Annotated in this window: 13 protein-coding genes; 4 read left to right on the forward strand and 9 right to left on the reverse strand. The window is 66.8% G+C overall.

Annotated features, from left to right (window positions below; genetic code table 11):
- From NS220_RS20425 to NS220_RS14195, 3 genes are all read right to left on the reverse strand, one after another.
- The coding region (locus NS220_RS20425; protein ID WP_206543030.1) for a hypothetical protein at positions 1 to 200 on the reverse strand (200 nt) is incomplete at its 3' end.
- Positions 197 to 715, reverse strand: coding sequence for a hypothetical protein (locus NS220_RS14190; RefSeq protein ID WP_058624685.1), 519 nt, complete (start codon positions 713 to 715; stop codon positions 197 to 199). The genes NS220_RS20425 and NS220_RS14190, both read right to left, overlap by 4 nt.
- Before the next feature lie 138 nt (positions 716 to 853).
- Entirely contained in the window at positions 854 to 1,150 is a 297-nt protein-coding gene (locus tag NS220_RS14195) for a hypothetical protein (RefSeq protein WP_058624686.1), read from the reverse strand.
- Between the two features lie 242 nt (positions 1,151 to 1,392).
- Between NS220_RS14195 and NS220_RS14200 the strand changes: the two genes are divergently transcribed.
- The 4 genes from NS220_RS14200 to NS220_RS14215 are packed head-to-tail and all read left to right on the forward strand — an operon-like array spanning position 1,393 to position 6,947.
- Positions 1,393 to 1,746: a MobC family plasmid mobilization relaxosome protein gene (locus NS220_RS14200; RefSeq protein WP_193755379.1), complete on the forward strand. Its 354-nt coding sequence runs from the start codon at positions 1,393 to 1,395 to the stop codon at positions 1,744 to 1,746.
- Entirely contained in the window at positions 1,746 to 3,446 is a 1,701-nt protein-coding gene (locus tag NS220_RS14205; protein ID WP_058624688.1) for a relaxase/mobilization nuclease domain-containing protein, read from the forward strand. The genes NS220_RS14200 and NS220_RS14205 overlap by 1 nt, the downstream gene beginning before the upstream one ends.
- Positions 3,446 to 5,248: a DUF3801 domain-containing protein gene (locus NS220_RS14210; RefSeq protein WP_058624689.1), complete on the forward strand. Its 1,803-nt coding sequence runs from the start codon at positions 3,446 to 3,448 to the stop codon at positions 5,246 to 5,248. The genes NS220_RS14205 and NS220_RS14210 overlap by 1 nt, the downstream gene beginning before the upstream one ends.
- Positions 5,249 to 5,264: 16 nt before the next feature.
- Positions 5,265 to 6,947, forward strand: coding sequence for a VirD4-like conjugal transfer protein, CD1115 family (locus tag NS220_RS14215; RefSeq protein ID WP_058624690.1), 1,683 nt, complete (start codon positions 5,265 to 5,267; stop codon positions 6,945 to 6,947).
- A gap of 42 nt (positions 6,948 to 6,989) precedes the next feature.
- Here the strand turns inward: NS220_RS14215 and NS220_RS19790 are convergent, their stop codons facing one another.
- The 6 genes from NS220_RS19790 to NS220_RS14240 form a co-directional block, all read right to left on the reverse strand.
- On the reverse strand, positions 6,990 to 7,475 hold the full coding sequence (locus NS220_RS19790) for a hypothetical protein (RefSeq protein ID WP_153004300.1): 486 nt from the start codon (positions 7,473 to 7,475) through the stop codon (positions 6,990 to 6,992).
- A 239-nt stretch (positions 7,476 to 7,714) separates the two neighbouring features.
- Entirely contained in the window at positions 7,715 to 8,032 is a 318-nt protein-coding gene (locus NS220_RS14220) for a hypothetical protein (RefSeq protein ID WP_058624691.1), read from the reverse strand.
- A 110-nt stretch (positions 8,033 to 8,142) separates the two neighbouring features.
- The gene (locus tag NS220_RS14225) at positions 8,143 to 8,895 is read right to left on the reverse strand and encodes an FHA domain-containing protein (protein ID WP_058624692.1); all 753 of its coding nucleotides are present in this window, start codon (positions 8,893 to 8,895) and stop codon (positions 8,143 to 8,145) included.
- 2 nt (positions 8,896 to 8,897) lie between these two features.
- A complete protein-coding gene (locus NS220_RS14230; RefSeq protein ID WP_153004301.1) occupies positions 8,898 to 9,491 on the reverse strand; it encodes a hypothetical protein in 594 nt (197 codons plus the stop codon).
- Positions 9,492 to 9,523: 32 nt separating this feature from the next.
- The gene (locus tag NS220_RS14235) at positions 9,524 to 10,180 is read right to left on the reverse strand and encodes a hypothetical protein (RefSeq protein WP_058624694.1); all 657 of its coding nucleotides are present in this window, start codon (positions 10,178 to 10,180) and stop codon (positions 9,524 to 9,526) included.
- 9 nt (positions 10,181 to 10,189) lie between these two features.
- On the reverse strand, positions 10,190 to 10,925 hold a 736-nt coding region (locus NS220_RS14240; protein ID WP_193755380.1), incomplete at its 5' end, for a M15 family metallopeptidase.

A 10,925-nucleotide genomic window follows, 5' to 3' on the forward strand; every position in this document is an offset into this window, starting at 1 on the left:
ATCTTGAACGTGTCCCCGTCGACGACGGCGTCGACGACGGCGTGCTCCGAGGGTTGCTCGGAGGGGTGGGTGGGGGAGGGGTCTGGCGCGCACCCTGCGCAGATCGCGGTGAGGGTGGCGGCCAGGGTTGCCGTCGTGGTGATCGTCCACGAGCGGGAGCGTTGGCAATCCCTCTCGCGAGTCAGGGATCGTGTTCTCATCTCTCCCTGGCCCACAGGATGAGGACTATGGCGCCGAGGATGATGAGCCCGATGAGGGCGGGTACGGAGGTGGGGATGCTCGACGCGACCCGGTTCAGCCAGTCGGTCGCGGCGCCTGCGAGGGCGCCGAGGGCGAGGCTGAGTGCGCCGATCCATCGACTCCAGCGCATAAGCCGGATGTCGCTGAGGAGCCCCCAGATGCCGAGTGCGGCGGCGCCGGCGAGGCTGGGGTAGAAGACCCAGGCGACGTCGGGCTGCGAGGGGATGTGCCGCATGATCATCCCGGGAACGACGAGCAGCGCCGTGAGGCTCGCGAGGCTGAACAGCCCCCACACGGCCCACGCGGCGGTCGCCGCTCTGTCCTCGAGACCGTCTGAGACTGCCGCTGCGACGTAGCCGTTGACGCTCGCCCAGACGATGGCGAGGACGAGGATGGCGATCGCGAGGCCGAAGCCCCACGGGGCCCAGTCGGTCTCGAAGGCGACGGCGACGTCGGTCGCGGGGGATGACTGCATGGCGTGTTCTTTCGTGGCTGGGTGGTGAGTGTGGGGTCCCGCTGTCCACCTGTGGGCGGGTGGAGCCCGAAGGTGGCTCAGGCCGTCCACAGGTGGTCAGGGGGTCACGGGACGGGATGCCCGCCCGGACTGATCGGACTAGTCGAGCGGGTCGCTCTGATCGTCCGAGCCATCCTCTTGCGTTGGCGCGGCTGACTCGTTGCGGCCACCCAGCAGAGCCGACTTCTCGGCCCGGGTGAGTTTGAACACGCGACCGAGGTCGACGCGTGACAGGTCGCCTGCGGCGACCATTTCGGCCGCGAGCTGCGCCGCGGTGCTCGTCGACTGGCGCAGCTCGTCAATCGCCCCGCCGAACGCCTTCAGGCGCCTGCGTTTCGCCTTCAGCAGGGCCTCGTCCTGCCGGAGCAGTTCCTCGATGTCCTGATCGATCGTCATCGCCGATGTTCCTCCCATACCTGCCTCGCCCCCGCGATCGAGCGGGGTGGCTGAGGAGGACGGTAGCAATTCCCAAAACGCAATTCGGGAACGAGTACCTTCCCGAGAAGTGCGGGAGATGACCCCCCTTGGGGGGTAGCAAGCATAGCGATTGGTAGCCAATCGCGGCCGCCGGCGGGGCGCCGGTGGCACCCGCTGGGAGCTTCATGGGCTTCCAGCCCAATCCCGGTAGAGGAGTTGCGATGAGCGAAGCTCGGGCGGGCCGTTCGCGGCCTGTGCGCAAGGCGCTGTCGTTCTCTGCGGGGGAGTGGGAGCGGGTGGAGCGTCGGATGCGAGCCGCGGGTGCGCGGAAGTTCGAGCCGTTCGCTCGCGCTGCGGTGCTGGACGGTGAGGTCCGTGTCCAGCGGGTGGCGTTCGACCCGTCGGTGCTGCGTGTGGAGCTCGCTCGGATCGGGAACAACATCAACCAGATCGCGCGGCATGTGAACACCGAGTCGGGTGTGACCTTCGAGGAGATGCGTGCCGCGCGGATGCTGTTGACGCAGGTGCAGGCATCCATCTCCCGGGCGTTGAGCCAGGTCCCGGAGGGTGACTGATGGCTGTCGTGAAGATGGGGCAGATCAAGTCGACGCCGGCGAAGGCGCTGGCGTACATCGCGCGGCCGGATGCGACGAGCGAGGGTCTGTGGGTGTCGACGAACGCCGCCGTCATCGACCCGGGTGACTTCAAGGCGGTCGCTCAGCAGTTCGCTGCGACTGCCGCGAGGGTCGGGGTGTCAGCGCCCCGCGAGGGAGGTGTCCTCGCTCATCACGTCATCCAGTCGTTCGACCCCAAGGAGGGGATGACGGCCGAGCTCGCGCACCGCATCGGTGTGCAGTTGGCCGAGCAGATCACCGGCGGTTCGCACGAGTACATGATCGCGACGCACCTGGATAAGGGGCACGTCCACAACCACATCATCTTCAACGCCGTGAACTTCGAGTCGGGGAAGAAGTTCCGCGTCGTGAAGAGCACCATCGGCGGCATCCGTGATGCGAGCGATGCGCTGTGCGTGGCCGCGGGTCTGAGCGTTCTTCCGAAGCCGGAACGTGCCACGGGGCGCTCGATGCGGGACACCTACCGCGTGTTGAAAGGCGAGTCGGCGAAGGAGTTTCTGCGCACGGAGATCGATAAGGCGGCCGCGCGAGCACGGAGCTGGGTCGAGTTCGAGGCGATCCTCGCTCGAGCGGGAGTCGAGACCAGCGCGCGAGGCGGTCGTGCGGCGACGGTGTCGTTCCGGGAGATCTCGATGGGCCGCCCCGTGCGGGATTACCGGCTCGGGGCGGCGTACACCGAAGAGTCGATCATGGCGCGCATGTCCAAGAGCGTGGTGAACATGATCGGCGTCGACGCGTCGATGGTCGTCCGCGAAACCCGCGACACGATCACGGTCGCGGTGCCCGGCACGAAGCGGGAGCTTCATCTGACGGTCGCGAAGACGCAGATGGTGCGCCGGCAGCGCTCTCTGCGGTTGTACGTGCCGGCGGCGGACGCGCACGTGCTGTCGGACAGGAAGGGCAACCTGGGGCGCACGGTGAGTACGGCCGGGCTGTATCAGTTCTTCTCCGAGCCGAACCTCGCCGAGGCCACCCGGTACGCGAAAGAGAAGTTCGTCGAGCCGGGCGCCGTGTCGAGGTGGGCGGCTTCTCTGAGCGAGCTTCGGGAGCTGACGGAGCAGGTCAACGCGAAGGCGCGGTGGGTGCAGCCCGGCACCGACATGGAGCAGGCGCTGCAACGCGCGAGCGTGCACCTGGCCGATCAGCACCTGGCCTACCAGACGACTTTGGTGGCTGCGGCGGAGCTCATGGCGGATCCTGCCGGCGACGCTGAGGAGCTGCGTGTGCTCATGGCCGAGCTGCGCATCATCGAGCGCGACCTGGTGTCGGTGAAGACCGACATTCGGGCGCTGTCACGTCTCACGACCGACGAAGTGAAGATGTCCGTCGCCGAGCGCATCAGCGCCCAGGTGGCCGCCGCGCGTGCGCAGCGTGGCGGTGACGCCGCACGTCGCGCGGACGCGGCCGGCACGCGGCTGAGCTTTGACGATCAGGCCGTCGACCGGGATGCCCCCGCTCAACGTGAGCACGCACAGAACGCGCGTTCCGCTCCCAGCGCAGTGTTGCGCGACCAGGACGGGTACCGCGACGTCGACATCCGCCCGCTGAGTCTGCAGGAGCGACTTGCGGCGGCTGAAGAGAAGGCGAAAGCCGATCAAGAGAGCACCCGCGCTGACGGGGCGAAGAAAGGAAGAAGATAATGGCCGATCTGGTCGATGACGCAGCAGGACAGTTGCAGCAGGCAAGTACCCACCTCACTCGAGCGGGGGTGCGTACGAGCGTCACTCTCGCAGGCAAGGCAACCAGGATCTCCGCGACCACGGCGAGCGGTGCGTCCGGTGTCGTCGTCCGCGCGCTCGTTGCTCTTCTCGATGCTGCGCGCGCCGCCGCCGGCATCCGGCGAGGGGACGGTCGGGTGAGCCTTCGACGGTTCACACAGCTCGCCGAAGGCAAGCGCGAATTCGTCCCCATCAAGGACGCGGAAGTCGCACGGCAATTGTCCCGCGAGCTACGCCGCCACGGCGTGACGTTCGCGGTCGAGCGCGGCGCCGACAAGACCCTCACCTTCCACGTGCAGGGTAAGGACGCCGGGCTCATCGAGCACGCCCTCACCCAAGCTTCGATCCGCGTCGACGAGCGCATCAGGCGTGCCCACGAACGCGGAGGGAAGCGAAACGAAGCACACAGCGAGTCGGTCGAACAGGAAATCGAGCCTGAGGTGGTGAGCCTCGATGCCGAACAGAAGAGCGGTCTCGGCGACGCCATTCGCGCATCCCGCGCTGACAAGGACTCCGAACTCGCCGATGTCATCGAGCGGGATGGCGCGGTCGCCTTGACCGCAGAGAATCTCGACGCGATTGACGCTGCGATCGCGGCGCAGCCCGAGCTTCAGGACAGCCTCGCCGACGTCGTGGCCGCCATGGAGGACGAGCGCTCGGCGATCACGGTATCGGAGGCGGCAGAGGCCGCCCGTGCCGAGGTGGCCTCACTTCAGCAGCAGGTCAGGACGGCCGAGCGGGACGCTCGGGAGGCGCGTTACGCCGCCGACTTCGGTGGTGAAGGCCCTGAGCGTGAGGCTGAGCTGGCTCGCGCCGTGAGGGCGGATGAAGTGGCTGAGGCCGCTCGTGTCGAGTTGCGCGATCGCCACGGCATCGAACTCCCCGACCCCGAAGTGACCGCCCTGATGCAGCAGGTCGAAACGGCCGAGCGGGACGCTCGGGAGGCGCGTTACGCCGCCGACTTCGGTGGTGAAGGCCCTGAGCGTGAGGTTGAGCTGGCTCGCGCCGTGAGGGCGGATGAAGTGGCTGAGGCCGCTCGTGTCGAGTTGCGCGATCGCCACGGCATCGACCTGTCCGCGGCCGCCGGCGACCACGCTGCTACACGCGCGGCCGTTCAGGCTGAGCTCGGCCGACAGTACACAGATGCAGCAGGGGCTCGGCTTGAAACCGCGGACCGCGCGGCTAGCCCGGCAACCACCAACGACCAACTGTCCGAACGGGCCGAGGATGCCGGAAGGAAAGAGGTCGCCCCGTCGAAGCAGCCGAAGCCCGCCGCGGAGGCGAAAAGCTCCAGGGAGGCGGCACAAGAGGCGCTCGTTGCCCGGTACGGGGCGGGCTTTGACACACCACGCGCGGCTGAGAGCTTCGCCACGTCAGTCGTCGATCTCTACGAGCACAGCGACGACTTCCTGGTGGCTGTCGCTGCGCGCGGCGGGTTGCCCGTGACGGCTTTCAGCGACGCATGGAGCAACCCGGACCTCACACCGGCGAACGTCAACTCACTGCTCCAGCAGGTGTATGGAACCGCTGACCGGGGAGCCTTAGAGCGCGCGCAGCCCGCCATCAAGTACTCCCACCTCAGCCAGCGCGACGCCACACGTGAGCGTGTGGCGTCCAAGATTGACGCCAAGGTCGGGGACCTCAAAGCGGGCCTGGCGGTGGGGCAGCAGGAGAGCAAGCTCCTGCAACGCGGTGCGGCCCACTCCCTCCACCAGGGGCGGTGACCCGATGGCGCGAGGTATGACTCCGGGCAAGGGCGTAGGACTTCTCCTCGGTGCGGCAGCGATCTTCTACGTCGTCGACCGGGCTGTTGAGCATGGCCGCCTCGTCATGGCCGCCGGCGGCCGGGTGAACGACGTTCTCCCGGCCATCCCGGGGGCGATCGCCGGGGACCCGTTTCGGATCTCCACCGACCCGTTAGACCTGATCAGCGGTCTCGCTGCGGCCGTGGTTCTCGCTCTGATCGTGCTGTACACGATCGCGGGCAAGCAGAACACGCGCCCGGGTGAGGAGCACGGGTCGGCAGCGTGGGCGAAGCCGGCGGACATCAAGCCATACCTCGCGCCCGACCGTAACCCAGCGCGGCAGCTGCAGTTCACCCAGACCGAGGCTCTATCGGTGGACACATTCCACACCAGACGCAACTGCAACGTCCTGGTGATCGGTGCGTCCGGCACCGGCAAGACCCGCTCGTACATTCTCCCCAACCTGCGACACCTGGACGCATCGACGGCGATCACGGACCCGTCAGGCGAGATCATTCGCGACACCCAGGAGGGGCTCGCTGCTCGAGGTATCACGGTCAGGTCGCTGAACCTGATCGACCTGGCGCAGTCGGCTCAGTTCAACCCCATGCGCTACTTCGACCCGGACAGCCCGGAGACGAGCATCGCGATGCTCTCCGACACGATCATGATGAACACGTCCGGAAAAGACAGCCGGGGAGACGCGTTCTGGGAACGAGCGGAAAAAGCCCTCCTCACAGCGATCGTCGCTTACGTGTGGGCCACCACCCCCCACACCCTCGAGCAGGAGCCGAACCTGTTGGGGGCGCTGGACCTGCTGAAAGGCATGGACGGCAGCGAGGAGAACAAGGATGCGCGGGAGAGCGAAACGGACCTGAAGTTCATTGCCGCTCGCGACGTCGTCGCAGAGTGGCAGAAAGCTCCCAACGGCGACGACGATCCCCGAGTGATGGACGTGCTGCAGTACGCGTGCGACCAGTACCGCACGTACGAGCAGGGGCCGGTGGAGACCCGCAAGAGCGTGGTCATCTCGCTCGCCGTGCGTCTGGCGCCGCTGGATATGAGGGAGGTGCGACGCATCCTCGCAACCGACACCCTCGGCATTGACCGGCTTGGTTACGAGCCGACGGCGATGTTCCTGCAGATCCCGGACACGCACGCGACGTTCAAATTCATTGCGGCGATGTTCTGGCAGTCCCTGTTCGAGCAGAGTGTCTACCAGGCCGATCATGAGCCCGATGGGCGACTGCCGCGGATGCTGCACTGCTTCCTCGACGAGTTCGCCAACATCGGTCGCATCCCCAACTTTGAACGCCACATCTCCACGATCCGCAAGAGGCAGATCAGCGTGAGCATGGTCTTTCAGAACTACGCCCAGGGCGAGGAGATGTTCGAGAAGAGCTGGCACACCGTCATCGGCAACTGCGACACGAAGCTGTTCCTCGGCGGCGATGACCCGCAGACGACGAAGTGGGTGTCGGAAATGCTGGGCGCCGAGACCATCGTTTCCAAAGACACCTCGCGCACATACGGCATGACCGGTTCATGGTCCGAAAGCACGCGGACCATGCGCCGCAACCTCCTGGACCCAGATGAAGTCGGACGCTTGGACAACAGCGAAGCCCTCCTCATGATCCGAGGCCTTCGACCGTTCCGGTCGAAGAAGATCAGCTTTTGACACAAGCACCGTGCTCGCCCACCGATCTCGAGCCGCGTCGCGTCACCACTTGTAGACGCGCGCTCCTGACCCAGATATTTCGGGCTGTTTCACGATGGAGCCGTCCATGTCTCGCACCTCACCGTTCCCGTATGTAGTCACGGTGCCTCCCCGCGCACCACGATTTTCGATCAGGCCTCCGACGTGGAGAGACCCGGCGAGTTTCGCCGCCGGATGGACACGGACGAGGCCGCCCGGGGAGACGTGGGTGCTGCCGTTGTGGGAACCGAAGATGTCGACGATCGCTCCGTCATCCACGTGAAGAGACCCATTGTGGGTTCCGTGCACGACGAAGCTTCCACCTTCGGAAACTCTCATTGAGCCGTTGGTGACCGCCCTTGTTGCGACGGTGTAGGTCGCCTGATGAATGCAGGTGCCTCCGCTGTAAAGGCCGTGCAGCGTTTCGTCGGCATCGACAACCTTCATTGGCTCGGTGGTGCGTTCCCCGCGGGGCCCGATATGAATGTTGTCCGGATGTGAGTGGTCCATGGAGCGGGTCTACCACGCACGTCTGACATGCGACAGCTTCTGAGACACCGGCCTCGGCGGCGGAGCTGACTTCACGGTCGCAAATTCGTCCTCAGCCCGGGTTCGGTCCGTGCGCCGACGACGTCGCGGAAGCTCTCACGCCCGACCGCATCTCGGGCAGAGTGAGATGGCACGGTCCGAGGCGCCACCGAGGCGGGGAGGTGCCACGGCGGGCCTTCCCCGAGTCCTCCGCCCTTTGGCTACACGAAGAGGTAGGACAACCTCTCGTTGAAGATGAAACGAAGTTCGTCGGGGGCGTCGAAGTCGACATCCCCAGATACGGCAATGGCGTCGTCGCCACCGTCGCGCGAGAACACATCGGGCATGACGGATCGGTTAGCCGCCGCGGCGCTCAGGAAGAAGAGGAACTTCTGCGTTTCGGCCTCGGGAGCGAGCCCCAAATCGACCTTCCGGCCGCTCCCTTTCTCACGCAGACGGCCGGCACGCTGGCCTTGTGCATTCCTGTACTCCTCGATGTAGCACAGCACCTTTGTCACGTCGCTCATGACGACCAGCATGACGCAACGAAACCGTCCACATCGCGAGTCGCGACCACGACAAGAACAGCGACAGTTGCGAAGAAAGCCCAGCGAAGCGGAGACTCCATTTCTATCGCGGTGGGTCGCCTTTACCTGCGCACGCGAAGTCGCACATCGCCCAGCTGCAGCACCGCGCCCTCCGGGACAGGGGTGATCGTATTGGCCTGCACCAGGACGCCGTCGATGAAAGTGCCGTTCACGGAGTCCTGGTCGACGACCACCACGGTGCCTCGGTCGTCGACGTCGATGACCGCGTGCACGCGCGAGACTTCCTGGCCGGGGCTCGAGATGGACAGCAGCGTGTGGTCACGGCGGGGGCGAGGCCGGCGCCCGATCAGCACAGGTGCGACCATCTCTTCCTCCGCTGCGCCGTCGACGGCGATCGCGACCGTTCGACGTCTCCGCCGCAGCACGGTCTCCTCGACTGCCGGCGCAAGATCCACCGCCCGCACGGTGTGATCCTCGAGCTCGATCACTGCGGCGGGATCCTCGGTCACCCGCTCGAGGGGGACCGCCGGCACCGGCGGGCGGTGGACCGGCGCCGGCGCATCCGAAGGCGTGCGGGGCGGCACCGGTGCGCGCGGCCGCGGAGGGGGAGGCGCCGGCGATGCAGCGGGCGCCGGAAGAACCTCCCCCGTCGGGTAGACCACCATCGCCCACTCCCCGGTCGCCTCGAGCGCGGTGAAGCTCTGCGGTGACCCGGTCAGCTCGGCGTACCGCCTGGCGTGTTCCATGACGACGGCGCGAACCTCGTCCGTGGAGCCCGCTCGAAGCTTCATCTCCTGGCCGTCCAGAACGAGCCGGGCTGACCCGTCGGCACCAACGAATGCGCTGATGGTCATCGCTACCTCCCCACGAAACGCACCGACAGCTCCGCCGGGGCTGGCTGATCCACCTCGAGCACCCGCTGCGAGTCCTCGTCGACGACGACGTACCAGGTCGCTGTCAGCGGGGCCGCCACGATCCGGTTGCCGGTCTGAGAGGCGTACTGCGGCACACAGGTGATGGTCACCGGCACCCGGACCGCGTGAGCGTCCGCGGCGGTAGCGACCCCGATCCGAGGGTCGCCGTCGACGGCTACCGCGGCCGACACCAGCGTGTCGCCCGTGGCATCGACATGTGCCCTTCCAACCACCGGACTGTCGAAGACGGTCAGCCACACAGGTGTGAGGGTCTCGGCGAGCTCCGGCGCCAGGCCGGCCTTCTGATACTCCCGAGCCCGCTGTGCTTTCGTGTCGGATCCTTCGAAGTGCGCGACGGTGGCCGCGGCCGCGATCGCCGTACGGGTCGTCGCGTCCCCGATAGCGGCCGGAGATGGACCCGCTTGCGACGTCGGCTTCTCCTCGGGATGACCCTGATCCGGCGGCGTGAGCGCGATCAGGGCCAATACCGCGGCGCCGACGAGCATCACCACCACTACGACGGCTACGCCCGCCACCAACGCGATCTTTCTTCGGCTCAACATCGAGATCAGCCCTTGTACAGGTGACGCAGGGACGCGGCTCGCACCTTCTGCAAAGGCTCCGGGAGGTCCGACACCGCGGGCTGTTCGATGGCCGTGATCTGGTTCGTTTCCTCGTCGAGCGTTGCCGTCCACGTGGCCTCGAACCCGTTGTCCACCTCGAGACGGTAATCGGGGTCGTCGCCGTAGCCGCCGTAGCTGAAGCTCTGCGTCACCTGAAGGGTGACGCGCAGGCTCGAGCGACCGTCGACGTCCGTTCGTTCCACCCCCGTGACCTTTGCTCCCTTCGCGGCGATCAGCCCGACCAACTCGGGCTCGGGAGCGTAGTCCGAGTTGCCCAGCGGCAGGACGTCGATCCAGATCGGGGTGAACGACGCGATCAGTTCCGGGCTGAATCCCGCTTGCTGGTACGACTGACGACGCGCGCTCTCCGAGCCGTCTCTGTCCGGGTTGAAGCGCGCAGCGGTCAGCACCGCTTCTCGCACCGTGGCGCTCTGTTCGCTCGACAGAGTCGCGGAAGACGTCGGAGAGGGAGATAGCGTGAGGGCCTCGCCTGCGCTGTCGCTCCCTGTCGAGCGAGTGGCGAGCACCACAGTGATGATGATGATGACAGCGATCAGGATGCTGCCGGCGGCGTAGATCAGGCGTCGTGAGCGGTCGGTCATGAGGGTCTCCTAGTACCAGTGCGGGGTGTTGTTCTGCCAGAACGCCCAGGCGCCGCAGGGGCTCCCGTAGCGGTCGGTGATGTAGGTCAGCCCCCACCTCACTTGGGTGAGGGCGTTGTCGCGCCAGTCCGCTCCCGCGGTGGCGAGCTTTTCGGCAGGCAGTGCCTGCGGGATCCCGTAGGCCCCCGACGCGGCGTTCACGGCGTGAGGGTCCCAACTCGATTCGCCGTTCCATAGCCGGTCGAGGCAGTCGAACTGAACCCCGTCACCGCCGAGAGCAGCGCGCGCATACGCCTTGGCATCGGAGGGATCGGCGCCGGCGGACCCCGCCCAGCCCCAGAACTCCCAGTGCCACGCCTCGGGGCGACCGCCGTCCTCCTCCGCCCACGCCGGGTGTCGGTAGCCGAAGGCCCCGGCGTGCTCAACCAGCCACCGGTACGTGTCGCTGTCGAAGTCGATCGCTGCGCCCGATTGCTCACCGATGTCGACGGCGAGGGCCCATCCGTGGATGGAAGTGCCGGGGGTTGTCGCCTTCCCGCCGTAGTCGATGACGGCTTGCACCTGCCCGGCGTAGTCGCGGTAAGCGTCGTTGATGACCAGGTCGTGGCCGAAGTCCGCACGGTATTCGGCGTTCAGCGCTGTCAGCGCGTGGACGGCGTCGGAGCGCAGCCGGTAGCCCTGCGCCCAGGGGATGGGCGACAGAAGCTCTTCGGGGATGAATCCGTTCTCCCACCCGCCCCACGGC

Source organism: Microbacterium testaceum, from assembly GCF_001476655.1.
Lineage (GTDB): Bacteria > Actinomycetota > Actinomycetes > Actinomycetales > Microbacteriaceae > Microbacterium > Microbacterium testaceum_C.

Bases quoted from the DNA above. Each gene is read 5' to 3' on its own strand.
- NS220_RS14190 (WP_058624685.1), bottom strand. From the start codon at position 715: ATGCAGTCATCCCCCGCGACCGACGTCGCCGTCGCCTTCGAGACCGAC.
- NS220_RS14220 (WP_058624691.1), bottom strand. From the start codon at position 8,032: ATGCTGGTCGTCATGAGCGACGTGACAAAGGTGCTGTGCTACATCGAG.
- NS220_RS14205 (WP_058624688.1), top strand. From the start codon at position 1,746: ATGGCTGTCGTGAAGATGGGGCAGATCAAGTCGACGCCGGCGAAGGCG.
- NS220_RS14210 (WP_058624689.1), top strand. From the start codon at position 3,446: ATGGCCGATCTGGTCGATGACGCAGCAGGACAGTTGCAGCAGGCAAGT.
- NS220_RS14215 (WP_058624690.1), top strand. From the start codon at position 5,265: ATGACTCCGGGCAAGGGCGTAGGACTTCTCCTCGGTGCGGCAGCGATC.
- NS220_RS19790 (WP_153004300.1), bottom strand. From the start codon at position 7,475: ATGGACCACTCACATCCGGACAACATTCATATCGGGCCCCGCGGGGAA.
- NS220_RS14235 (WP_058624694.1), bottom strand. From the start codon at position 10,180: ATGACCGACCGCTCACGACGCCTGATCTACGCCGCCGGCAGCATCCTG.
- NS220_RS14225 (WP_058624692.1), bottom strand. From the start codon at position 8,895: ATGACCATCAGCGCATTCGTTGGTGCCGACGGGTCAGCCCGGCTCGTT.
- NS220_RS14200 (WP_193755379.1), top strand. From the start codon at position 1,393: ATGAGCGAAGCTCGGGCGGGCCGTTCGCGGCCTGTGCGCAAGGCGCTG.
- NS220_RS14195 (WP_058624686.1), bottom strand. From the start codon at position 1,150: ATGACGATCGATCAGGACATCGAGGAACTGCTCCGGCAGGACGAGGCC.